The sequence below is a fragment of the Enterococcus sp. AZ020 genome (genome assembly GCF_050499205.1).
GTDB lineage: Bacteria > Bacillota > Bacilli > Lactobacillales > Enterococcaceae > Enterococcus_L > Enterococcus_L dunnyi.
Map to the genome: position 1 here is coordinate 328,702 of NZ_JBIPAT010000001.1, position 24,459 is coordinate 353,160.

At 38.6% G+C, this 24,459-nt stretch carries 20 protein-coding genes; 3 read left to right on the top strand and 17 right to left on the bottom strand.

What is annotated here, in order from left to right; all coding sequences use genetic code 11:
* Window positions 1–13: 13 nt before the first annotated feature.
* From IGI58_RS01600 to glgB, 10 genes are all read right to left on the bottom strand, one after another.
* Window positions 14–292 carry a DUF1294 domain-containing protein gene (locus tag IGI58_RS01600; RefSeq protein WP_225534394.1) on the bottom strand — a complete coding sequence of 93 codons (279 nt, stop codon included), beginning with the start codon at window positions 290–292 and terminating at the stop codon, window positions 14–16.
* 81 nt (window positions 293–373) lie between these two features.
* Entirely contained in the window at window positions 374–1,285 is a 912-nt protein-coding gene (locus IGI58_RS01605) for a diacylglycerol/lipid kinase family protein (RefSeq protein ID WP_225534393.1), read from the bottom strand.
* Window positions 1,286–1,384: 99 nt separating this feature from the next.
* Window positions 1,385–2,614 carry a peptidase T gene (gene pepT / locus IGI58_RS01610; RefSeq protein WP_429954826.1) on the bottom strand — a complete coding sequence of 410 codons (1,230 nt, stop codon included), beginning with the start codon at window positions 2,612–2,614 and terminating at the stop codon, window positions 1,385–1,387.
* A gap of 23 nt (window positions 2,615–2,637) precedes the next feature.
* Window positions 2,638–3,756 carry a Nif3-like dinuclear metal center hexameric protein gene (locus IGI58_RS01615; protein ID WP_429954824.1) on the bottom strand — a complete coding sequence of 373 codons (1,119 nt, stop codon included), beginning with the start codon at window positions 3,754–3,756 and terminating at the stop codon, window positions 2,638–2,640.
* A complete protein-coding gene (locus IGI58_RS01620; RefSeq protein ID WP_429954822.1) occupies window positions 3,746–4,456 on the bottom strand; it encodes a tRNA (adenine(22)-N(1))-methyltransferase in 711 nt (236 codons plus the stop codon). The genes IGI58_RS01615 and IGI58_RS01620 overlap by 11 nt, the downstream gene beginning before the upstream one ends.
* A gap of 87 nt (window positions 4,457–4,543) precedes the next feature.
* Entirely contained in the window at window positions 4,544–6,457 is a 1,914-nt protein-coding gene (locus tag IGI58_RS01625; protein WP_429954820.1) for an endonuclease MutS2, read from the bottom strand.
* Window positions 6,458–6,877: 420 nt separating this feature from the next.
* Window positions 6,878–8,323, bottom strand: a complete 1,446-nt coding sequence (gene glgA, locus IGI58_RS01630) for a glycogen synthase GlgA (protein WP_429954818.1) — start codon at window positions 8,321–8,323, stop codon at window positions 6,878–6,880.
* Complete coding sequence (glgD, locus tag IGI58_RS01635; protein WP_429954816.1) at window positions 8,320–9,474, bottom strand: glucose-1-phosphate adenylyltransferase subunit GlgD; 1,155 nt, start codon at window positions 9,472–9,474, stop codon at window positions 8,320–8,322. The genes glgA and glgD overlap by 4 nt, the downstream gene beginning before the upstream one ends.
* On the bottom strand, window positions 9,461–10,606 hold the full coding sequence (locus tag IGI58_RS01640; protein WP_429955394.1) for a glucose-1-phosphate adenylyltransferase: 1,146 nt from the start codon (window positions 10,604–10,606) through the stop codon (window positions 9,461–9,463). The genes glgD and IGI58_RS01640 overlap by 14 nt, the downstream gene beginning before the upstream one ends.
* Before the next feature lie 85 nt (window positions 10,607–10,691).
* Window positions 10,692–12,587: a 1,4-alpha-glucan branching protein GlgB gene (gene glgB / locus IGI58_RS01645; RefSeq protein ID WP_429954814.1), complete on the bottom strand. Its 1,896-nt coding sequence runs from the start codon at window positions 12,585–12,587 to the stop codon at window positions 10,692–10,694.
* A 488-nt stretch (window positions 12,588–13,075) separates the two neighbouring features.
* Between glgB and IGI58_RS01650 the strand changes: the two genes are divergently transcribed.
* Window positions 13,076–14,290: an IS110 family transposase gene (locus IGI58_RS01650; protein WP_429954812.1), complete on the top strand. Its 1,215-nt coding sequence runs from the start codon at window positions 13,076–13,078 to the stop codon at window positions 14,288–14,290.
* 351 nt (window positions 14,291–14,641) lie between these two features.
* Here IGI58_RS01650 and alaS read toward each other — a convergent pair whose 3' ends face one another.
* From alaS to IGI58_RS01680, 6 genes are all read right to left on the bottom strand, one after another.
* Entirely contained in the window at window positions 14,642–17,281 is a 2,640-nt protein-coding gene (alaS, locus tag IGI58_RS01655) for an alanine--tRNA ligase (RefSeq protein ID WP_225534385.1), read from the bottom strand.
* A 369-nt stretch (window positions 17,282–17,650) separates the two neighbouring features.
* Window positions 17,651–18,079, bottom strand: a complete 429-nt coding sequence (locus IGI58_RS01660) for a hypothetical protein (RefSeq protein WP_429954810.1) — start codon at window positions 18,077–18,079, stop codon at window positions 17,651–17,653.
* Between the two features lie 120 nt (window positions 18,080–18,199).
* Window positions 18,200–18,973, bottom strand: a complete 774-nt coding sequence (locus tag IGI58_RS01665; protein ID WP_429954808.1) for a PA2928 family protein — start codon at window positions 18,971–18,973, stop codon at window positions 18,200–18,202.
* Between the two features lie 19 nt (window positions 18,974–18,992).
* A complete protein-coding gene (locus IGI58_RS01670; protein ID WP_429954806.1) occupies window positions 18,993–20,099 on the bottom strand; it encodes a DUF7278 family profilin-like fold-containing protein in 1,107 nt (368 codons plus the stop codon).
* A gap of 225 nt (window positions 20,100–20,324) precedes the next feature.
* Window positions 20,325–21,677: a DEAD/DEAH box helicase gene (locus IGI58_RS01675; protein WP_429954804.1), complete on the bottom strand. Its 1,353-nt coding sequence runs from the start codon at window positions 21,675–21,677 to the stop codon at window positions 20,325–20,327.
* Between the two features lie 66 nt (window positions 21,678–21,743).
* Window positions 21,744–22,919, bottom strand: coding sequence for a VanZ family protein (locus IGI58_RS01680; RefSeq protein ID WP_429954802.1), 1,176 nt, complete (start codon window positions 22,917–22,919; stop codon window positions 21,744–21,746).
* Window positions 22,920–23,096: 177 nt separating this feature from the next.
* Here IGI58_RS01680 and IGI58_RS01685 point away from each other — a divergent pair, with 177 nt between their 5' ends.
* Window positions 23,097–23,423 carry a hypothetical protein gene (locus tag IGI58_RS01685; RefSeq protein ID WP_429954800.1) on the top strand — a complete coding sequence of 109 codons (327 nt, stop codon included), beginning with the start codon at window positions 23,097–23,099 and terminating at the stop codon, window positions 23,421–23,423.
* A 212-nt stretch (window positions 23,424–23,635) separates the two neighbouring features.
* The gene (locus IGI58_RS01690) at window positions 23,636–23,770 is read left to right on the top strand and encodes a putative holin-like toxin (RefSeq protein ID WP_429954798.1); all 135 of its coding nucleotides are present in this window, start codon (window positions 23,636–23,638) and stop codon (window positions 23,768–23,770) included.
* 217 nt (window positions 23,771–23,987) lie between these two features.
* Here the strand turns inward: IGI58_RS01690 and IGI58_RS01695 are convergent, their stop codons facing one another.
* Window positions 23,988–24,332, bottom strand: coding sequence for a zinc ribbon domain-containing protein YjdM (locus IGI58_RS01695; protein WP_429954796.1), 345 nt, complete (start codon window positions 24,330–24,332; stop codon window positions 23,988–23,990).
* Between the last annotated feature and the right edge of the window lie 127 nt (window positions 24,333–24,459).

Genomic DNA, 24,459 nt, shown 5'->3' on the forward strand with positions numbered 1-24,459 from the left:
ATTGTTTTCACTACTATCCTTGATAACTAAAACAGATAATTGCAATAGCTACAAGTGTACCAAAGATAAAGAAAAAATAAAAGCGTAATTTCCGAGTTTTATGATGAAACAGCTGCTGCGCCAGCAATCCGCCAATTCCTCCACCAATGATTCCAATAAACAAAAGATCGAATTCAGGGACCCGCCAGCGTTTTTTCTCCGCTCGTTTTTTATCTAAATACATTGCAAAAAATTCAAATACATTGACAATCACTAAATAAACCCATGGCAAATGCCTCAACAAACCCATCATACCTTCTCCTCCACAACCAATCTGCTACTAGCATACCTCGAAAGAGCACAAATTGTAAAGGTAATTAAACAATTTTATAGCTTAGCCTTCTTGACTTTCGGGGACTAATACCGTCATCCCATGTTTGACAACTTTCATTTTAACTGGCAAATCCTCGCTAGGATCTCCATCGACTCGCGTACCGACCGTCTTATCCGAATAACTAGAAATCTCTATTTGTGAAGCGCTCAGATAATAGATACCTGGGACTTCATAAACTTTTCCTAAAATAATTTTAGGCAGATAGAATGCTAATTTAAAAAAATTCAATTTAGGCAAGATCGTCATATGGAACAACCCATCATCTGGCGATGCTGAATCATCGAAATTCGTAAAACCACCAACTGAATTTGTCATTGTGACTGTGACAAGCTGTGTTTTCCCACGCCAATTTTCTTTTTCTGTCTTGATCGACAGACGATATCTTTTTTTCTTTGCTAACAGCTTGAAAAAATTTCTAATGAAAATCAACTTTCCATATTTTTGCTTCTCCTTTTGACTGATCCTAGCCGCTGTATCTGCTAAGATCCCGATCGTCATCGTACTCACGATCACTTTATCATTGATCATACCATAGTCGATCTTTCGGGTATTCCCATTTAAAATCACTTCTGCAGCCGCTTCAAAGTCTAAAGGGATATTTAAAACCCTCGCCATATTATTGACTGTCCCTCCTGGAAGCAAACCAACATTCAAATCAGGCAACTGCTCCTTGAAGTCTGCTACATTATGATTGATCGTACCGTCACCGCCAATAAAAATCAATGTATCGATCTTTTCATTTTTGGCTTTTTCCACTGTTTTATCACTGTCACAATCTGGTCCTACTTGCTCTAAGAAAAAATGTGCGTTCGTTTGCCCATGATTTTTAGCATAGTCGACAAATTTTTCTGCCAACTCTTTTCCTTCGTCTTTTCCTGAGGTTTCATTAAAAAGAATCATTACACGTTCCATTGTGTTCCTCTCCTTCCGTATTTTCTCCCATCAAAATAGGAAGTACGTCACGTTTATGTAACTGTACTCCCTAATTCGATTTTTTGCTATTATTAGCTATTATTTGGCGTTATTCTCGGCAATTTTCACAATCACATTCGTTGCTTTTTCCATCGCCTGTAGAGAAACGAATTCAAAACGACCATGCATATTTTCGCCGCCAGCAAATATATTTGGTGTAGGTATTCCCAAATAAGATATTTTAGATCCGTCCGTTCCACCACGAACAGGTTCGATCACAGGATCGATTTCTAACTCGATCATCGCATTTTTAGCTAATTCAATAATGCTCATATCTTTTTCGATGATCTCTCCCATGTTGTAGTATTGATCATATAAGTTGATTTGGACACGTTCTTGGTCAAAAGGCTGATTGATGATCTCCTGAACCTTTGTGATCAAGGCTTTGCGCGCTTCAAATTTTTCGCGGTCATGGTCACGGATGATATACGTCATTTTAGCTTCTTCAGGCGTTCCGCTCAAATCTGCTAAGTGGAAAAAACCTTCATAGCCATCTGTTTTTTCTGGTACTTCATTTTTAGGCAGCTGATTATGAAAATCGATCGCTAACTGCAGCGCATTGATCATTGTATTTTTAGCCGTACCCGGATGGACATTTTTTCCTTGGATCGTGATATCTGCTTGTGCGGCATTGAAGGTTTCATATTGTAATTCACCCACTGGACCGCCATCCATCGTGTAGGCAAAATCAACATTGAACTGCTCAACATCAAATTTATCTGCGCCAACACCGATTTCTTCATCTGGACCAAAAGCAACACGAATCGTTCCATGCTTGATCGATGGATTCTTGATCAAGATTTCCATAGCCGTCATAATTTCTGCAATACCTGATTTATCATCAGCACCAAGTAATGTCGTACCATCTGTGGTGATCAACGTTTGACCTGCATAATTTTTTAAATTAGGAAAGTCTGTTGTGTTCAGTGTAAACTTCCCTTCTGAATCTAATTTTATCGTTGATTCTCCGTCGTAGTTTTCAAGAATTTGCGGATTCACATCAACTGCGTTGAAATCTGCCGTATCCATGTGCGCAATAAAGCCGATCGAACGAACTTCTTTTTCGATATTGCTTGGTAAAGTGGCACTCACAAAACCGTTTGTTTCGTTGTATGTGACATCACTCATGCCAAGCTCTTCTAATTCTTTTTTCAGTGTTTGAGCAAATGCAACTTGAGTCTGTGTAGACGGAGTTGTTTCGCTCTTAGGATTTGAGCGTGTTTCTGTTTTTACATAGCGCAAAAAGCGCGGTAATAGATTTTCATACATCGGTTCAGTTCCTTCTTTCCTTTTTATCTAAATTGAAATGGGTTGGTATCCACCTGTGATTCAATAAAGGTCACATCCCAATTATATGCTTTTTTCCATTGATTGAATAGCTCGACCAATTTTGGTTTGCATAATTGTTCGATATAGTGCCCCGGATCGATGACAGCCAACTCTTCTGTCAGCATATCATGACCCGTGTGGTAGTAAACATCACCCGTAATATAGACATCTGCCTGTTTTTTGATCGCATCACGGAAAAATTTTTCACCGCTGCCGCCGCAGATTGCAACACGCTGAATCATTTGTTCCTCATCTGCACAAACAATCCTCAAGCCCTCTAAGTCAAAAACATGCTTTATCTTCTCAACAAATTCACTAAAAATCATTGCTTTTGGCAGCTCACCGACACGTCCAAGACCAAACTCCTTCGTCATATTTTCGATCGTATATACGTCATAAGCAGGTTCTTCATACGGGTGCGCTTTAAGCATTGCTTCAATGACATCCGCTTGGATCGTTTCCGGAAAAATCACTTCGATTTTTGCCTCTTGAACCGCTTCTTCCTGACCGATACGTCCGATTGTTGGATCTGCTCCTTCAAGCGGTGTAAATCTTCCCGTTCCAATCAATGAATAGCTAGTATTCTGATAATCACCTTGTGAGCCAGCGCCGGCTTGACCTAACGCCTGACGCATTTGCGGTGCAGACTCGACCGGTACAAAGACTGCTAATTTTTTATAGGCTACCGTATGAGTTTTTGTCAAATAGGTTGTATTCTCGATTTCCAGCAATTCACAAAACCAGTCATTCAACCCGTTGTCGATAATATCCATATTCGTGTGTGCCGCAAATACGGCAATGTCATGCTTAAGCAGATCAGCATACATTTTTGTCTGCGGATCATCGGTATCAAGACGCTTGACCGCTCTAAAAATCGGCGGATGTTTAGCAATGATCAGATCTACTTGCTTTTCGACCGCTTCTGCTACAACTTCCGGACGCACATCCAACGTTACCATGATTCGGTTGACTTCTTTATTCAATGTACCGATATGCAAGCCAACTGGATCTCCCGGTTCCGCCAGCCATTGAGGACAATAGGCTTCAAAATGCTCAATAAATTCTTTTCCATTAAGACTCATTCGACAATACCTCCTGAATTTCAAGGATTTCCTTTTGAAGTTGTACGATTTTTTCTTGCGGGTCTCCAGTAGCTTTTTCCAGCTGCGCCAAAATAGTTTCTCTTTGTTTCAGCTCACGCTGCCATTTTTTTTGAAACACTTCTGAACGCTTGTTTAGTAAAATCGGACCAAACCGTCGTTCTTTTTCAGAATAAGCAATTCTAGTCGTCTCTCTTTTCGCCACAATGATTTCATAGATTTTTTTATTTTCTTCTATGATATCTTCTTCAAGTATAGTATAGCCATGTACTGTCAACCAATCACGAAGCGTTTTTTCTCCAATATTAGGTTGTAGGATCAGACGCTCATTTCCGGCTAGACGCTGGTTCTTCCAACCAGCGTCTAAAATATCGCGGATCAAAGCGCCGCCCATTCCGCAAATCGTCACAGCTGAAATTTGGTCAGCCGTTTCTACAGCAGCTAATCCATCCGCCAAACGAACAGTGATTTGCTCTTCTAAGCCATTCTTTCGTACTTGTTTCTTGGCTGCTTGATACGGTCCTTCTACTACTTCACCGGCAACTGCAAATGTAATTTTTTTTTGTAATACTAACGCGACAGGTAAATACGCATGATCTGAACCGATATCTGCCAAGCGGCTATGTTCAGGTACTAATTCACCTACACGCTCCAAACGTTTTGATAATTGATTTTCATTCATTCGTCTTAATCCTCCATGGGTATTATACCATTGAAAAAACAGGAAGAAAACGTAGAAGCTATTTATTTTGCGCCTTTATTTTTTCATTTAGCGCTTTTCCTCTGCTGCTCTTTTGGCTTGTCTTTGCTGCATTTCTTTCCTTAGCTGCTTGTGCGCTTTTTTCGAGCCTCGTTCTAAGTCTTTGCGTTTTTTCCGTTCTTGGAAGTTTTCAAATAGAGAATCCAGATCATAATTTGGCGGATACAATTCTTTCGCGCTTCTATCTAACTTCAACTGTCGTTTGTGCACAGTGATCTTTTGTTGATCTACATAAATAACTGCTTCATCAGACATTTCAGGTATTTCATAAATCAACCCAATTTTCTTTTGCTCTGTCCAAAATACTCGATCCCCTTTTTCATAGGTAGGAAAATGAGTTTCGATTTGTTTTTTCTCTTTACTGGCAAACAAGGTTTTCTCAGTTCGATAATTGCGGTCATGTAAATATTTTTGCGCTTGCTTCACAACGTTAGCATCCAGCTTCATTTTGTTCGCGATCCAAAAAGCATTGCTCTCTCCAGTTTCGCCGAGGATCAGTTGATATTTTGGTGTTAAGCGCTCTGAATCGAAAGCCATTGCTGCTGTCAAAAAATCTTCGTGCAGTTCAGAGAAACGTTTGATTTCACCATAATGGGTCGTTGTGATCAGCAGACTGCCTTTTCGATAAAAAGCTTCCATAATGGCGATCGCTAAAGCCGCTCCTTCATTAGGTTCTGTCCCACTGCCGATTTCATCCAATAGAATCAAACTATTTTTCTTGGTTCTCGCAAGAATCTCAGAGATGTTATGCATGTGACCTGAGAAGGTACTCAAAGCATTTTCGATACTTTGCTGATCACCGATGTCTACAAAAATTTGATCGAACAACGCAATCTTCGTCCCTTCATCCGCAATGATTTGCAGACCGATCATCGTTTGTAAGCTGGTCAATCCAACAGTTTTTAAAACCACTGTTTTTCCTCCAGCATTTGGTCCGGTGATCGTTAGTCCGCGATACTCTTTGCCTAGTGACAGGTTCAAAGGAACCGCTGTCTCTCCCAATAAAGTGTGTTTTACATTGACAAATTCAATGATTCCATCTCTATTGATTTTAGGTTCGATACCATTGATTTCCCGACTAAATTTAGCTTTAGCAAAAATCATGTCATATTGTGCGACTATCTCAATGTTTGATTGTATGCTCTCCATTTGTTCAGCAATCATCCCAGTCAACGTTGAAAGGATCTGATAGACTTCTGTCGCTTCTTCCATTTTCAGCTGGTACAATTTATCATTCAGCTTGGCTACAGCCACGGGTTCGATAAAAACAGTCGTGCCTTTGGACGATGCTTCAACAATAGTACCAGCAATTTGATTTTTATAGCTGGCTTTGATCGGAACAGTGAAACGATCATTTTTTTTCACGATGATCGCTTCTTGAAGTTTTGGTTTATTTTGTGTATTTCGCATAAAACTATTCAGCTTTGACTCAATTTCCTTTTCACATTCCTGCAGGCTCTTACGGATTTTACATAGCTCACGACTAGCATCTGTTTCGACTTGGTTATTACGGATCACTTGGTAGATTTCATCTTCGATCATCGGAAAAACATGCAGCGCTTCACTATATTTCGCAAGTAATGGTGCAATAAATTGATTTTTTTGCATAAAGGATTGGATCAATCGACTGCTGCGAATAAAGTCCGCGTAGTTCACCAATTCTTTAGGCTCTAAAACAAAACCTTTTTCTACTTGTTTCGTTAGATGTTCAATGTTGTTCAGTCCCATAAATGGAACATGCAGATTCGCCATCAGCAAAGCTTTCGCTTCCGCTGTTTCTTGAAGACGTTTTTCAACGACCTCAATACGACTGCTCGGCTTCAATTGCTCGATTCGTTCTTTGCCATAAGAACTGATCGCATAAGTCATCAATTTTTCTTTGATTGTCGTAAATTGTGTTTTAATATATGTTTCTTTATTCATTGGTCTCTCCTTCTTTTTAGAGACACCCATCTTTAAATGAATAGATCAAAAAATTTAGCCTTTTAAATGATTTCAGTATTTATTCATGAAAAAAAGGGATGAAGATTCCCTTCATCCCAAAACATCAATAAATATAGACCATAAATCATCTAGTAGATCGGCCATTGATAAGAGGTAAGATAGGTATCAAACATAAGTATGCTAAAGAAGCCATCTAAAAATGGTCATTTATTCTCCAGCTATTCATTTCCTTAAGTTAGATACTTACACTCACAAAAACACCTCTATGGCTTTCTTTGACTATTCATTTCTCGCTAAGAGTATACCTTGTTTTTTTTGTCTCGTCAATAAAAATCAATAGTCTCTAGCAATAAATCAGTAGTGATGACTCATTTCTTTCTTAGCATAGCTGATCGTTTACTACTCTTCTTTTTTATCCCAGAGTTGCTTGTACAGCTCTAAATAGTTCTGTCCTGATTTTTTCCAGCTAAAATCTTTTGCCATTCCCTGCTTCATCATCTTTGTCCAGACTTCTTGATCATTTTGATAGAGGTTCAACGCTGTCACTGTAGTAGATAACAAAGAATCAGCATCAAACGTTGAAAAGCTAAAACCTGTCCCGGAATTCGTAACTGGATCAAACGAAACGACTGTATCTTTCAATCCACCAACCTCATGAACAATCGGCAATGTCCCATAGCGCATCGCGATCATTTGAGATAAGCCGCAGGGCTCCGCAGCTGATGGCATCATGAATAAATCGGCGCCTGCATAGATCAGCTGAGCCAAAGATACATCAAACGATATATTTGCACTCAGCTTATGCGGGTATTGCGTAGCAAAAGAGCGGAAAGACTTTTCGATGTCAGGATCTCCTGTTCCCAGTAAAACAATTTGAACCTCTTTTTCTAATAAACGAGCTAGCTCCTCTAAAAGTAAGTGAAATCCTTTTGTATGAGTTAATCGACTCACGATCCCGATCAGTGGAACATCTGGGTGAAGCGGCAAATTCATTTTCTGTTGAAGCATTTGTTTATTTTGTTTCTTGCCTACTAAATCAGAAACCGAAAAATGATAGGTGAGTTGCTCGTCTGTTTTTGGGTCATATACTTGCGTATCGATCCCATTTAAAACCCCACTCAATTTATTTTTTTCCAATCGCAAAATACCATCAAGCCCAAAGCCAAACGCCTTGGTTTGGATTTCTTTCGCATAGCTTGGACTGACTGTGGTCACAAGATCAGCGTAAATGATTCCAGCTTTCAAATAATTGATGCCATCATTTAAACGAATAGAACCATTATAAAAATGCTCTAGCTCTAGATTAAATAGGTCTAGCAATAACTCCTTGCTGTACGCACCTTGAAATTCAATATTATGAATCGTCAACATTGTTTTCACAGAATGGTAAAAGTCTATCTCTTGATATTTCTCTTTTAGTAAAAATGGCACCATCGCATTGTGAAAGTCATTGACATGGATCACATCTGGTCTAAACTCTAGTTTAGGCAGCATTTCAATGATCGCTAATGAATAAAAAGCAAAACGTTCTGCATCATCCTGATAGCCATAAAGATGATCACGATCAAAGTAATAGCGATTATCGATAAAATAATACGTAATTTCTTCCAATACTAGACGTTTGATCCCACAATATTGATGTCTCCAGCCTACTTCTATATAAAAATCGCAAACCTCCTCACATTGATTTTTATATATTTCGGACATCTTTGTAAAAAAAGGCAGTACAACTGAAATCTCCACTCCTTTTTGTACCAGTTCTTTAGGTAATGCTCCCGCGACGTCACCCAATCCGCCAGTTTTAAAGAATGGGGCACATTCTGCAGAGGCAAACAAAACCTTCATGCCATTTCACCTCCAATAATATCAGCAGTCACAACTTGATTTTTTTGAATGATCACTGGCTGATCTTTTGTTCCTATAATTTTTATGCCCGCTTCGATCGTGATATTTTTATCTAAAATAGCATATTCGATCTGAACGTTTTCCTTGATTTTCGCATTGGCCATGATGATCGAATGCTTGATAACTGTTCCTTTTCTGATCACAGCACGTCTTGAAACTAAGCAATTCTCTATTTCTCCTTCAATGATACAGCCAGTGGCACATTGACTATTTTTTACTTTAGAATCCTGTGAATAAAAGGTTGGCACTTCATTTTTGAGTTTTGTGTAAATTTTTTGTCCTGAATATAGTAAGTCCTTGAAATTTTTTGGATCCAGCATATCCATATTCGCTTGATAATAGGATTTCACGTTATAAATGTCACTTAAATAGCCAGTATATTCGTAAGCAGTCGTCGTTTCTTCTTTGATTTTTTGCTGCAAAAAAGTATAGATGCTTGGAGAATCTTCCTTTTTTTGCCCTGCTTCTAATTGCTTGATCAGCCAATCGGTTTGAACGATATACATATCCATACAAAGGTTTACGAACTCTGTTTCATGGACTTGCTCATCTAATCGGTCTACGCTCAATGCTTCCGCCGAATCATTCAATTTGATAATAGAGGCATCTAAAGAAACTTTTCCTTTAGGCATTTTTTTATAGACTACCGTCATCTTATTATTTTGCTTTAGATGCTGCTTTAATACTTTTTTGAGATCGATATTGCATAAATGATTACTGCCTAGAAAAACTGTATACTCAGATTCAGCCTTCTGAAGATACTCGATCATTGAAGCAAAAAATGGCAGACCTTGTGCTTTTTGTTTTAAAAAGTCTTGGTAAAAATACACGAAATAGCTATTTTGAACCGAATCTAAGTTCCATTCTTTCCCCCCGCCGATATGGTCGAATACCGATCTAGTCTCCCCTTCATTGAACACCATTAAAATCGAATGAATGTTGGCATTGGCTATACTTGAAAGAGGAAAATCAAGCAAACGATATTTACAATCAAAGGGTAATGTATCCAACGGTCGATTTTCAGTCAAGGGCCAAAGCCCTTCAAACCTTGAAATATTTCCTAAAACAGCGCACATGCTATTGGTTTTCATCTTGTTTTCCCCCTATTACTTCGGAATAGCCAACCACTTTGATTTCATTTTCTTTATAGATTACTGCACCGTCTCCGATAATCGCATTTTCCCCAATGATCGCATTTTCGATCCAGACATTTCTGCCAATTTTAGCCCCAGGCATGATCACACTATTTTTTACTGTGGAACCGCTTTTTACTTCCACATTCGTCGACAGAATACTATTCTCAATATTGCCTGCAACATAACATCCATCCACGATCAAAGAATGAGCGACAGATGCTGTTTCTGTTAGAAAATGTGGCGGAGAAATCATATTTTTGGAGAACATCCGCCAGCTTTTATCTCGCATGTTCAATTCATTATCTAACTGAATAAATTCCATACTTGCTTCCCATAAGGAATCGATCGTTCCAACATCTTTCCAGTAACCATTGAAACGATAAGCATAAACTTTTTCTCCCGCTTCTAAATAAGAAGGAATCACATGTTTACCAAAATCCAGTAAATGATCCTCATCAGAAGAACTATCCATTAAAACACTTCTCAAGCGATCCCAATTGAAAATATAGATACCCATTGAGGCCAGATTACTTTTAGGTTCTTCAGGTTTTTCATCAAATTCAATGATTTGGTCATGTTCATCTGTATTCATAATCCCAAAGCGAGAAGCTTCTTTTAACGGTACTTCAATTACACCTACAGTCAACGAAGCACCATTTGCGATATGTTCCTCTAACATGGCTTCATAATTCATTTTATAAATATGATCCCCTGATAAAATCAACACATACTGCGGGTCCATCTGATCGATATAGGAAATATTTTGATAAATGGCATGGGCAGTTCCTTCAAACCATTTTTCGCCATCCGTACTAGAATAAGGATGTAAAATAGTTACACCAGCATCGATCCCATCCAAGCCCCAGCTAGCGCCATTTCCAATGTGATTGTTCAATGCAAGCGGCTGATATTGTGTGACCACACCTACATGTTTGATGCCGGAATTTACACAGTTACTTAAAGTAAAATCAATAATTCGATATCTTCCGCCAAAAGGTACTGCTGGTTTGGCAATCTCTTTTGTCAGTTTTCCTAAACGGGTCCCTTGTCCCCCTGCTAAAATCATTGCAAGCATTTCTGTACTCATTTGTCTACGGGCAAAAATCACCCTTCTCCCCTTTCAAGGTCTGATTATTTTACAAGTAAATCCTTGATGACTTATTCTAAAAGACTCATGATTTGATTCGAGTATTGATTTCTTTTGGTTTTAGGATGATTCCTCCCAAAGCAGGAACGATCGTTTGTATTTGATACTCAAAGCTTTTAAAGCTTTTTTTCTGCGTTTGGCAATCTTGATTTTTTCTTGTCCATGTCCCTCCAAAATCGGTCATTTCTGTATTGAGCACTTCTTGATATGTTCCCGGAAATGGGACACCTAGAATAAACTCCTTATGCTCGACTGGAGAAAAATTTAAAGCAATGATCAGAAAATCGTTTTTCCGTTTTCCTTTTCGGATAAAGCTCAAAACCGTTGCTTCTGCATTGTCTGCATCGATTATTTCGATCGTCTTTTCGGACTGCTCCAGCTCCCACAACGCTTTTTCTTCTGTATACAATCGATTGAGCACTTCTGTAAAATACTGCATACGCTGATTCAACGCATCATTCAAATCGATCCATTCCAACGCTTCATCATGTTTCCATTCTAAAAATTGTCCCCATTCACTTCCCATAAATAAAAGTTTTTTCCCCGGAAAAGTCATTTGATACATATATAAATTCCTAAGCTGGGCAAACTGTTTATAACGATCGCCCCACATTTTATGCATCAGGCTCCGTTTTCCATGAACGACTTCATCATGGGAAAGTGGAAGAATGTACTTTTCCTGGAACATATACATCAGTGAGAAAGTCAATCGCTGGAAATTATACTTCCGAAAAGCTGCATCCATTTGATAAAAACGAAGCGTGTCGTTCATCCAGCCCAAATTCCACTTATAATCAAAGCCCAACGCATCATCTGAGATATTTCCAGTAATTTTTATCTCGGAGGAACTTTCTTCTGCAATCATGATGATCTCAGGATGCTTCTGTTTTATCACCGCATTCAACTTCTGCAAAAAATAAAAACCTGCCCAATTGCGATGATCACCCGAGCCGATGGCAGCCTCAGTTGGCTCATCATAATCTAGATAAAGCATGTTCGAAACAGCATCTACCCGAATACCATCGATATGAAAAGTGTCGATCCAATAAAGCGCGCTGGAAATCAAGAAGCTTTGTATCTCTGGCTTAGCTAAATCAAAATTCAACGCCCCCCAGCGGATGTTTTTAGCTTGCAACTCGTTGGCATATTCAAATTGGGCGCTTCCATCAAAATAAGCCAGACCATCATCATTGATGCAAAAATGTCCCGGCACCCAATCAATAATGACGCCAAGATCGTTTAAGTGGCAAGCTTCCACAAACTCTTGGAATTCCTCCCTTGTTCCATAATTGGAACAGAGAGCAAAATAGCCGGTTAGCTGATACCCCCAAGACGCGCCAAGCGGATGCTCCATCAATGGCATGAATTCTATATGAGAGTACCCTAGCTTTTTCACATATGGAATCAATGTCTCCTTAAACTCTTTAAACGTCAATGGAGTACCATCTTCTTTCGCCTGCCAAGAACCAGCATGTACTTCATAGATATTCAATGGTCGTTCAGACGAATTTAGGTTTTTCTGCCTTTTCCGCCAAGTATGATCGGTCCATTTCCTTTCATCTACAGCTTGAACGATCGCTGCAGTATTCGGTCTTTTTTCAAAAGCGATAGCAAATGGATCTATTTTATAAATTTCCCGACCATTATTCTGTTTAACTAAATATTTATAAAGGTCCCCAATTTGCGGCCGTTCACTAAATCCTTCCCAAATCGCCGGCTGTTCCGTTTTTACCAATGGTATCGTACGGTCCCACTCATTAAAATCACCTACTAGCCAAATTTGCTGCGCATTCGGTGCCCAAACTCTAAAGACGAAGCCTTGTTTGCCATCTACCGTTTTTGGATGACAACCAAAATAAGTATGGCTGGCGAAATTTTCGCCTGTTTCAAAAGATCGTGCCGGATGTTTTTCAGAACTCATTTCGCTCAACCTCACTCTCTTAAAAAATGTTGTTTAGTTTGATCAATGGATACCTATTTTTCTATTTTCAAAAAAATTTTCAAAAAACGCTTTCGTTGAAAATAGAGCCGTGAATCTACTTTCTAAGTACCTCTCTATTACATATAAATGAGACTTATTAAAATAAATCTAACAACAAAATGAAAAAAAAGAAAGAAATAGACCTCTGAATCATAAAAAACAACGAAACAAAACATACTAAGATTAGAGGGTAAAGTCACCGACGGATGACTTTACCCTCTATTTCCTTTTTTAGGTCTATAGTAAAGAGTGAAAGGAAGATCGACCATGCTCTCTTGGACTTCGAGTCCCTACAAAAAAACGGTCTCCTTCACTGTCATTTTAAAATCTGTTTTAAGTATGTTGGGGCTTCGAGCTCGTGTTAAGGAAATTAGACATGAAATGAAACAGTGAAGTACCTTTCAAAAAAAAAGAAAGAAGATGAACGTATGACATATGTACTTGCATTAGATGTTTCGATGGGGAAAAGTTATCACGTGCTTTACGAAGATGAGCGTTGTCTCTCCGAGGGAGAGATTACTCATACCAAATTTGGCTTTGATTATTTGCTTCAAGAAATTCAACAGTTACCCGAACTGCCTAGTATCGTATTTGAATCGACCGGTATTTACTCAAGAGTGATTGAAACCTTTTGTCAAAATAATCACTTACTTTATTGTCTATTGAATCCTTTGGAAGCAAAAAAACAGCTGGATAGCGGTCTTCGTGTGCTTAAAACGGATAAACAAGACGCACATCGACTAGCACAAACTCACTGCCAGTATGAGCGGAAAATTAAGAAACTCCAACCTGATATTTATGAAGAATCCCATGATTTAGCTCGCTTTTATCAAGAGATAGAAGCAGAAATCAAGCGACTAAGAATGTACTTACACACGGCTCTTCAACTTAGTTTTCCGGAATTGGAACGCCTTTTTTCGAATCGATTGTCAAAATTATCATTGAATCTTATCGAGCTGTTCCCTCATCCAGAATGCTTAGCGGGATTTAGTCAAACTCAAATAAAAAATATTTTGAAAAAGAGCACAGACAAACGTCTTTCGGATAAAAAAGCCTTAGAAAAAGCGCAACAGCTCCTTTCATTGGCTTCTACTTCCTATCCAGCGACGACGAAAACGAGCATTCAAGTACAGAAAGTTCGTTATTACGCCCGCCAATTAAAAGAACTTCTTCACTCAAAAGAAACGGTGTCTAAGCAACTGATCGAACAAACAAGACCCTTACCAGAATTTGATCTTTACCGAAGTGTTCCGGGGATTGGTGAAGTATCTGCCGCATTAATTATTGGTGAAATTGGCGATATTCGCCGATTTGAAAATCATAAGAAAGTGAATGCGTTTGTTGGGATAGATACCCGTAGGTATCAATCTGGTAAATACCTAGCCCAAGACCATATCAATAAACGTGGCAACCCCAAGGCTCGAAAGCTCCTTTATTTCACCGTGAAAAATATGATTCGCCAACAAGCTGCCGCACCTAATCATATCGTGGATTACTATTACAAATTAAAAACGCAACCTCTACCCAAGAAGGATAAGGTTGCGACCGTAGCCTGTATGAACAAACTACTAAAATGTCTCTACTCCATGATTAAGAATGAGACAAAGTACGACTATGCGTACACGGTCTCTATGGACCAATAAGACCAAGTCTTATAACTTGATTATAGCACCCTGCTGGAAAAAAACATACTCATCAGGGTTATTTATCGTGAACTTTTTTCTAAAATATTCCCTTCGTCTACAAACGATTAAAATATCTTTGATTATTTCTTTATTTTTCTCTTGACTAATCGTAGGAAAGAGAGCGGGACAAAACTAAAAATCAGTTTTGTTTCGCTCTCTAAATCTTAATAAACGGTGGAAACAGAAGCAACTCCTTCGGAAATAAGCTGAAATTCACAAAATTTGAAGAGCAATTTTCGTGAATTCCCTCTTATTTCTCGGAGTTTGACACTTCTGTCCCATCCTCTTCAGAATAAAAATTAATAGACGTTATTTTGTCAGCCAATTAGTGACTTCATTCAACGCATCCGCAATCCCCGCTGGATTTTTACCGCCAGCTTGTGCCATATCCGGACGGCCGCCTCCGCCTCCGCCAACTTTCGGCGCGATCGCTTTGATCAAATCTCCAGCTTTCAAGCCTTTATCATTTGCTGATTTGGTCATTGCAGCAAGCAAGCTAACTTTTTCATCCTGTGCTGTTGCTAAAACCAATACATCTGACAATTCCTTTTGTTTCCATTGATCGGCTAGTTGTCGTAATTGATTCATATCTTTCACGTTGACTTGCGCCGCAATGTACGTCGTACCTGCAACTTCTTTGATATCCTTGAAAATATCTCCCGCTTGTTGATTCGCTAATTTTCCTGCAAGCTGTTCATTTTCTTTTTGCAGCTCACGTAATTGTTGTTGTAATTGCTCTGTTTTTGACACAACTTCTTTTAGTTGAGGTGACTTAACGATTCCAGCAATAGTTTTCAATTGTTGTTCTTCTTCATTCATCAGTTCATAAGCTTCTTTACTCGTTACAGCTTCGATTCGACGCACACCAGCACCGATCCCTGATTCAGAAACAATTTTGAAAATACCAATATCTTCTGTATTTTTCACGTGTGTTCCACCACATAATTCAATTGAATACCCGTCAATATTCACGACACGGACTTCCTTGCCGTATTTTTCACCAAAGAGCGCCATTGCTCCCATGTTTTTCGCTGTATCGATATCCGTTTCGATCGTTTCAACTGGAAGAGCTGCCCAAATTTTTTCATTGACGATTGCTTCCATCTGCACTAATTCTTCAGGTGTCACCTGTCCAAAGTGAGTGAAGTCAAAACGTAAATGTCCAGGTGCGACTAATGATCCTGCCTGATTTGCATGATCGCCTAAAATATCTTTTAACGCACGATGCAATAAATGAGTTGCCGTATGATTTTTCAAAATACGATTGCGCATTTTTTCATCTACATGAAGTTCATAGGTTGCTCCTTCAGTTACTGTTCCTGTTACTTGAACTGTATGCAGGAATTGGCCGTTTGGTGCTTTTAGGACATTTTCCACATGAGCCACGATCGTTCCGTTTTGATCTTTGATCGTTCCTTTATCCGCAACTTGTCCACCCATTTCAGCATAGAAAGGTGTTTCTGCAAAAATCAATTGAGCAGTACCGTCCGAAAGTTCATTCACGATTTCTTCGTCTTTCAAAATGATCAATAATTGACTTGATGCCTGTAATTCTGTATAACCGACGAATTTGCTTTCTACTTTGATATCCGTTAAAACAGCAGACTGCACACCCATCGATGTTTCTTTGCTGCGGGCAGAACGAGCACGTTCACGTTGGGCTTCCATTTCTTTTTCAAAACCAGCATGATCGACTTTCAACCCTTCATCCTCAGCGACTTCTTCTGTTAGTTCTACTGGGAAACCATACGTATCGTAAAGTTTGAAAATATCTTTTCCGTTCAAAGTATCTTCATCAGCTGCTTTAACTTTAGCTAGAAGTTCATTTAAAATATCTAATCCTTCATTGATTGTTTCATGGAAACGTTCTTCTTCTGTACGCACAACTTTTTCAATGAATTCTTTTTGTTGTAATACTTCCGGATAATAACTTACCATCACTTCGCCAACAACTGGAACCAATTTATATAAGAAAGCTTCATTGATGCCAAGCTTTTTCCCGTGCATGACTGCACGACGTAATAGACGACGTAACACGTAGCCGCGGCCTTCATTTGAAGGAAGCGCACCGTCACCGATCGCAAACGATAATGCACGAATATGGTCAGCAATGACTTTAAATGAGATATCTGTTTGCGGTGATTGACCATAAGTGACTTGTCCACTTAATTTTTCTACTGCTTTGATGATCGGCATAAACAAATCTGTTTCAAAGTTGGTCGGCGCATTTTGAACGATCGATACCATACGTTCCAGCCCCATGCCCGTATCAATATTTTTATGTGGTAATGGCTCGTAGGAATCATCCGCTTGATGGTTGAACTCAGAAAATACAAGGTTCCAAATTTCTAAATAACGTTCATTTTCACCGCCAGGATAATTTTCTGGATCATCTTCTGCTACATCATTGAAGCTTTCTCCCCGATCATAAAAAATCTCAGAATCGGGACCACAAGGACCTGCACCAATATCCCAGAAATTATCTTCGATATCGATAATATGATCCATCGATAAGCCCACTTCTTCATGCCAAATACGTTTTGCTTCAGTATCTTTCGGATAAACTGTTACATATAATTTTTCCGGATCAAACGCCATCCACTCTGGTGCTGTTAAAAATTCCCAAGCCCAGTGGATCGCTTCTTTTTTAAAGTAATCACCGATCGAAAAGTTCCCCAGCATTTCAAACATCGTATGATGACGAGCAGTTTTGCCGACATTTTCGATGTCATTTGTCCGAATTGATTTTTGCGCATTCGTGATTCTTGGATTTTCCGGAACTACTGAACCATCAAAATATTTTTTTAATGTGGCAACACCTGAGTTGATCCATAATAAAGTGGGATCATTGACAGGCACTAATGATGCACTCGGTTCGATCGAATGCCCTTTTGATTTGAAAAAGTCTAAATACATTTGACGCACTTGACTACTTGATAATTCCTTCATTCTCTGATGACCTCTTTCTTGGTTTGCTTAGTTTTGTCGGTTGACGCAATAAAAAAGGCGCTCTCCATTGCAACACAAGGACGATAATTCGCGGTACCACCTTGTTTGCAATGAAGCCGCCTGACATTCATTACCTCTTAAACGATCCGATAACGCAGGATCTGCGGCACTGTTTCCAGCACGATTATTAAAAGAGAGCAAAATCAACACATACGGGCATTTCTTTTCAGCCAGGAGAAATGTCTCTACATCCACGTACTTTTGGTCAATCCATTCTTTTAGACACTTGAAATTATAAGGATTTTTGACTGTTTTGTCAATAAGCAGCCGGAATTATCCTTTTGCCTTTGTCTTTGCTCAAAAAAACAGCTATTTTTGTCTTTCATTATATTGATAATCATAAAGATAGAGCAGTTGCCCATTCTGTTCATCTATCTTATATTGCTTGCGTCCGGTTACAGCATAGACCGCATTATTCTCCTTGAAAAGCATCACCGGCTCTTCATCGTCGGCCTCCTGCTCCAACACAGTCCGCCAGAAAATTTGTGCTTTCTTTAAGGATACCTTAGCTACGATTTTTTTCTTTGAATTCCGCTTTGCTTTATAAACAACAAAAGCCATATCTTGTTCGTTCATGCTAGGTTCAACTTCAAGGTCAAGAAACTCAGGGTATAATTCCCCAAGTGCGGCCAACTCCTTTTGAGTATCTAATGAATTCCGATGCTCTTTCATGAAACCATTATACTGATCTACAATTTTTTCACAGTCAGGATTTTGGACGACCTCTTTCGTTTTCAAATCAACTTTATAATATCGACCATCTAGACCATAAAAATAAATCGAAGATTCATCGATGATCGCATAGTCTGTTTGCTGATAGCTTAAATTATCCTTTAGTTCTGGGATTTTTTCTATCCATTATTGTTCAGTCAGACTGACTTTTCCCGTTGTTTCATCAATAAAATAGACTCGTTCTTTTTTACTATCGACTGTAAATAGCCCTTCCTTTGTGCTGCCGATGAGATATTCCTGCCATTTAGAATGTTTTGTCCACGTCGTTTCACCCGTTTTTAAATCCACTGCGCTAATCAAAAAGTAAGTCATACTCGTAGAAATTCCAGAGCTGGATCTGCCGTTAGGAATTCGTTGTCTGATTTTATTGATGGATATCGTGTTACCTGCCTTATTTTTTGTCACGATCGTTTGAGCATCTTGTTCAAAAACGATCCCCGAAAAAGCGCCAGCAAAAACAGCCATCACAAATGTTGCTACTAGAAATTCAACAATAAAAACCATAGTATAAATTTGTATGCTTTTTTTGACCCCTGCTTTATTCTTTTTAAACAAAGAACGCAGCATGAATATAAATGTTACAACTATCACCCCATAAATGATCCCCAGCATGACATCATTAAATAACCAGCCGTTAAACTGCCACTTTTTGAAAAACGAAGGCTGTAACAAGGCTAATAGAAACGAGCCCAATAATACATTTATAATGAAAACACTGATCAGCTGAGGAATCCGCCTCTTTAAACTGACCCGTTTTAGCTTGAGATCTTTTCCTAGATCGATGAATAAACGAGTAAAATAGAAGATCGACCATCCATAAAAAAGGGTCAACAAGCCATTGTGAACGACGCTGTCGGTATATCTAAATAAATTCATCCAACTGGTCAAAAATGCCTGCATAATTTTTCCTGCCTTTCACCTATAAGTCAACGATAATACTTTTACGATAAAGGTATTTTTCCGGCTCTACTATTTGTTCCGGCAACACTAAATGTTTGGAACAATAATAAGTGGACAATGGCAGCATCTGCTCGATCAAATGACGATCATTTTTTTCTTGGATGCTCAGTTTTGAAACAGCAGGATCCTGAGTCAGTTCGTAGCGATTTCTTTGTGTATCGATCACTAGACCAAACATATTGGCCCCGCTCATTTTTTCCTTGATCTGTCTGCCTGATTCATTATTTTGTAAGAGTAATTCGTTGCCCCAGCGAAATAACCTTCTAGTCCCTGCACCGACAGCAAACTCCCATTGATCTTCTGTTAAAAGATCAAATCCTTGTTGCTGTATAGCCTCTCTTAATTGTGTATGGGTACACGTCTTATGACTATAAACAAAATAACACTCTGCATTGGGAACAAATTCCAAGTAAAAGTGGTTCTCTTCCAAGACTGTTTTGGGAAAAGACCAGATCAAGCTCTCTTGTGCTGTCAGCTTAGGAAATAGTTGTGCACAAATATCTGCTTCAAATACTGCAAATTTTTCAACTTCCCCTTCAAATGCACCTGTGATCGTATCAACGATTCCTAAAAATTCAGTTCCGGCGGGCAAAGCATATTTTTGAACAAACATTGCCGGGATCTCAGCTTTTCTTAAGGGTGACGTATGGTCATTGATATAATTCGAAATTCCTTCTAATGTACACAAATCATGTGCTGCTTCTTCCTCCAGCTGTTGAAACGCGGGATCGATCATTTCATTTGTCAAAGTTGTTTTGAACGTTTTCTTTCCAAGGTCAGCAACATCAAAATCCAGAAGCTCGTGAGGTCGTAATCCCTCAGCTCCCAGATCCCAACCGAGGATCGCTTCACTATTTTTAGGGATAAAAACAAATAATTCCCCGTCTAATTCGATCTCAAATGTTCGACACTTGATTCCGTAAAGCTCAAAATCAACCAGCTCGATCATAGTGATCTCCATTCTGGGTGGAATAAAATACATCAATAATTGCTGCAAACACGCTGTCTTTTCAGTATCATTCAATTTTTTCCATTGTGCCCATTCAATTTGTTCAAATAGCTCCAAAACGGCCCCTCCTCAGAAATAGAAAAATATCTGCTCCATCAAGTATACCATTGAAACCGATTTTCATTAACAAAAATCGACAATCCCTTACACTCGTATTTGCTCCAACAAAAAAACTGGGCCATAACTCATAGAGTTATGGCCCAGTCCTTTTAAAAAAGAATAAGCGGTAGTTTCAGAAGTAGATCCCTCTTCTTGAATACTTCTATCTCAACCTCAGTTTAACTATTTATAACTGTTTTTCTTTGCTTTTTTTGCTGTTCTCGTTTGTTGACGACGTTCAACTTTACGTTTTTGTTTATTGCTGGCAGAAATCGCACGGTCGATTTTTTTCTTGTAGCCTGGCTTGATTTTTTTCTTTTTCTTCTTGACTAAGCCAATCAACGTAGGATCTTCAAGTGCATCTTTGCTTTTCTCACGTTTTGTTCGACGGTTACGGTCATATGTTGCAACAACTTCACCATCTTTGATTTCTTTTGGATGAAATTCAATACCTAATTGCTCAACTTCGGAAATCGCTTCTTCATCTGCTGGCGAGTAAAGTGTGATCGCAGTGCCATCTAAGCCATTTCGACCTGTTCTTCCAACACGATGGATAAAGAAATCTAAATCGCTTGGTACTTCTGCATTGATTACATGAGAAACCCCTTCAATATCGATTCCGCGAGCTGCTAAATCAGTAGCAACTACATATTGAAATTCTAAGTCCTGCACTTGACGCATCACTCGTTTACGTTCTCTTGGAGAAATATCGCCGTGGATCTTCGCCACTTTTAGGCCTTGGCCTTTCAAATACTCCGTGATTTCATCCACACGCTGTTTTGTATTCGCAAAGACGATCGCTAAATAGGGATGACCTATTGTCAATAATTGATAAATCAAACGGTTCTTATCTTTGCCTTTCGTTGAAATCAACCAATTATCGATCGTTTCAGAAATGATGTTCTTCGGCTGAATATGCTCCACAACAGGATTTTCCATATACTTTTTAAGGAATGGTTTCAGTTTTTCAGGAATCGTTGCAGAAAAAACCAGCATCTGTAAATGGCTCGGCAGACGGCCGGCAATTTGATCTACATCTTCTAAAAAGCCCATATCCAATGTCATATCCGCTTCATCCACAACGAAAGCAAATGCCGTGTGTGCTTTCAAAGCCTGTTCATTAATCAAATCCAAGATTCTTCCTGGTGTTCCGATCACAACATGAGGCTGCTGATTTTTTAGTTTAGCAATCTGACGCTGTTTGTCTGTTCCCCCAACAAAATTCGTCACACGAATTTCCGGCTGGCTGAATTTTCCGATCTGGCTTGCTTCTTGATAAATCTGATTCGCCAGCTCTCGACTTGGCGCCGTGATCAAGATTTGCACCTCATCTAATTGAGGATTTATCTTATTCATCAATGGGAGTAAAAAAGTATGTGTCTTCCCGCTCCCTGTTTGAGATTGACCGATCACACTTTTGCCTTTTTTTATTACAGGGATCAACTTTTCCTGTACTTCTGTTGGCTGTTCAAACCCTTTATCTGCTAATGCTTCCATAATAAAATCATTGAGTTGAAATTGTTTAAATGAACTCATTTTCTCACCACTTTCTATCCTTGTTGTCTAAGTCCTCATGCATTATACCACAAAAATGGCAGGGCCTTAGTCATTTTCGATTTTTTTCTCTCTTTTTATCGTACTGACCGTATAGGTGTGGCTAGCCTTCTCATAAAACAAGCGCCGTTTCTTACGTAAAAGCACGTAGGTAACATTAAGAACAAATAGCAGCAACAACAGCATACAAAATAAAAAGATCATCAAGGTGACTAGTTGGAGCATCTGGTTGGTAGAATTAAGTAATTCAGCTGGTCCAGCAATGAACAAGCTGATCAAGCCATAGACAAAATATAGATATCCATAACGGATAAATAACGCATTAAAACTGATCCTCTCACGTCCTTCTTGGACGATTTTGATACGTACGATTTTTTTACCGATCGTTTCACCATTCGTAAACGTTGGCAGCACCATAAATACTAAGAAAACCATAACAAAAAACCAGCCGCGTGTTTCGATCAAAGGATAGGCTGACACTAGTTTACGATATTCTGGAATTAGCTTAAGCGAAAATATCACTATAGCTTGCACGATCGAAATAACAAACCAGTCGATCAAAAATGCTGCAAAACGTCGAAACAAGCTAACGGACTGTCCTTTTTCATACGCAGCTTCATCCAGCTCATCTCTTGTCGGAAATAAAAAGGTCAGCATCGGGGTGATCACATAGCCGATGATTCCGCCGAAGGTATTGTTGATCAAGTCATTCACATCAGCTAAGCGGTATGGTCTAGGATAAATAAAATACAAGCCACTCAATTGCGTCAACTCGAAGAATAAGGATAATAAAAAACTAGCTATCACAACTTTTTTAAACGTAAATTTATAATAGTAGCGTAAATAAACCCCAAAAGGCACCAAAAGTAACATATTAAATATTGGCTCTAAAACGACACTTTGCTTTAAGGCAGGCACAAATGTACTAGGGTCATGTATATTCAATACCGTTCCATTTAAGAAGCGTTCCACAAAATAAAAAGGTCGTAACTCCAAATATTGCCCCGTATACTGAGCAACTTCTGCTCTTGGCGGTAAGGGTAAAATAACTAAAAAATAAGCACAAAGTAGATAGAAAACAAATGAATAGAGAATAATCGCCCGCCATAATAAAAACGTCCCATATTTACGATACTCTCGAATCACCAAAACAAATGAAATGGCAAAAGCTAAAAAAGGAAAAACGATCAACGCGGTTTTGATCGGTACTGTATAAGCTGACATATTGGTTCACTTCCTCCTATTTAGTGTAGTAAAAAACGGTTCCGTTGTCATTCATAACAAGTTAATTTAATAAAAAATATATTTTGCAAATCAAAAAATTTGCAGTATGATTGAAATAAATAGTCAGCTACACTTACTTAGCTAATTCTACAAACTTTTATTTTAGGAGGTTATTGTATGTTAAATGCTTATTTTGCTTTTGGCGTTCCTGCGTTTTTAGTCTTTTTATATATCATTTTTGCTATTATTCGGAAAAAAAGCAAGATCCATTATATTGGTTTTGTCCTTTTATTGATAGCGGCTTTTATGATGGCGTTTAGTTTTCAAGTGCTTCAAGGATTGTGGACACTAGAAGACAATCATTCAGCTCAATTGGATCAATTAAACTATGCACCAGAAATGTTATGGTTACCATTAGTATTCGGCGCAATCTTAGCGATCATCAACCTATGGCGTGGAATCAAAAGGATTCTATCATTTCGAGAAGAATCAATCAATAAATAAGGAGAGAATATATGGATATACAGATTCGTGTTATTACTGAGAAACAGTCGATTTTTATATAATATAATACCAACAAAAAGAATGAAATACGCACGCATTCTTAATGTTTAGTCTGATACAATAAAAGAACAGAGAAGTTAGGGTGACTGCTTATGAAAGGTGATAGTGCTTATGGATGTAAGTGCTGAGATCTTTAGAGAGGGGAATACCTTTTGTCCGCATTAGAAGCATTTCAGCTAATTTTAAGCTTTGGCATGTTTACCATCGCCTTGATCAAACTGATCGTGGAATTGCTTAAAGACAAAAAACCGTCAGCTTTAGCTAAGCAACGGTTATTCTTAAAATAAACTGGTTACCGTCTTAAACGGTTCTGTCGAAGAGGATATGTTAGCGCCTATCCTCTTTGCGGGGTTTATTATAGAATAGAAGCGATCAATAATTATAGTTAAGCCCCTATTTACACTTATTATTAAAACATAAACTAACTTATTAAAATATCAAAAAAGAGTAACCAGATAGATATCTAATTACTCAATGAAATCTTATAAACAAATTATCCTATTTCTAATTCTTCTTCACAAATTCCGATTTCAACTTCATCGGACCAAAGCCTTCCACTTTACAATCAATATTATGTCCATCGGCTGCATCCGCAACTAAACGAATTCCTTTGACCTTCGTTCCCTGTTTGATTGCACCACTGGCACCTTTGACTTTCAGATCTTTGATGACTGTGACATTATCACCGTCTGCCAATACATTTCCATTAGCATCTTTTATTACAGCTGCGGCATCTTCAGCCGTCTCTTCTGTCGACCATTCATGCCCACATTCTGGACAAATCATCATTCCGCGATCCTCGTAAGTGTAAGTAGAGCCGCATTCAGGGCAACTTGGTAAATTTTCCATTTCATTTCTCCTTTAACTAATCAGTCAGAAAGCAATCTGTTAGCATCACCGATTGCTTTCAATCTACTTCATTCTATCGTACTTTCTAGTGAAAGGAAAGCCCTGCTAGAAGGAGGATGGACATACA

Coding starts and splice junctions, on each gene's coding strand:
- IGI58_RS01600 (WP_225534394.1), bottom strand. CDS start 292: ATGATGGGTTTGTTGAGGCATTTGCCATGGGTTTATTTAGTGATTGTC.
- IGI58_RS01605 (WP_225534393.1), bottom strand. CDS start 1,285: ATGGAACGTGTAATGATTCTTTTTAATGAAACCTCAGGAAAAGACGAA.
- pepT (WP_429954826.1), bottom strand. CDS start 2,614: ATGTATGAAAATCTATTACCGCGCTTTTTGCGCTATGTAAAAACAGAA.
- IGI58_RS01615 (WP_429954824.1), bottom strand. CDS start 3,756: ATGAGTCTTAATGGAAAAGAATTTATTGAGCATTTTGAAGCCTATTGT.
- IGI58_RS01620 (WP_429954822.1), bottom strand. CDS start 4,456: ATGAATGAAAATCAATTATCAAAACGTTTGGAGCGTGTAGGTGAATTA.
- IGI58_RS01625 (WP_429954820.1), bottom strand. CDS start 6,457: ATGAATAAAGAAACATATATTAAAACACAATTTACGACAATCAAAGAA.
- glgA (WP_429954818.1), bottom strand. CDS start 8,323: ATGAAGGTTTTGTTTGCCTCTGCAGAATGTGCCCCATTCTTTAAAACT.
- glgD (WP_429954816.1), bottom strand. CDS start 9,474: ATGAAAACCAATAGCATGTGCGCTGTTTTAGGAAATATTTCAAGGTTT.
- IGI58_RS01640 (WP_429955394.1), bottom strand. CDS start 10,606: ATGAGTACAGAAATGCTTGCAATGATTTTAGCAGGGGGACAAGGGACC.
- glgB (WP_429954814.1), bottom strand. CDS start 12,587: ATGAGTTCTGAAAAACATCCGGCACGATCTTTTGAAACAGGCGAAAAT.
- IGI58_RS01650 (WP_429954812.1), top strand. CDS start 13,076: ATGACATATGTACTTGCATTAGATGTTTCGATGGGGAAAAGTTATCAC.
- alaS (WP_225534385.1), bottom strand. CDS start 17,281: ATGAAGGAATTATCAAGTAGTCAAGTGCGTCAAATGTATTTAGACTTT.
- IGI58_RS01665 (WP_429954808.1), bottom strand. CDS start 18,973: ATGCAGGCATTTTTGACCAGTTGGATGAATTTATTTAGATATACCGAC.
- IGI58_RS01675 (WP_429954804.1), bottom strand. CDS start 21,677: ATGAGTTCATTTAAACAATTTCAACTCAATGATTTTATTATGGAAGCA.
- IGI58_RS01680 (WP_429954802.1), bottom strand. CDS start 22,919: ATGTCAGCTTATACAGTACCGATCAAAACCGCGTTGATCGTTTTTCCT.
- IGI58_RS01685 (WP_429954800.1), top strand. CDS start 23,097: ATGTTAAATGCTTATTTTGCTTTTGGCGTTCCTGCGTTTTTAGTCTTT.
- IGI58_RS01695 (WP_429954796.1), bottom strand. CDS start 24,332: ATGGAAAATTTACCAAGTTGCCCTGAATGCGGCTCTACTTACACTTAC.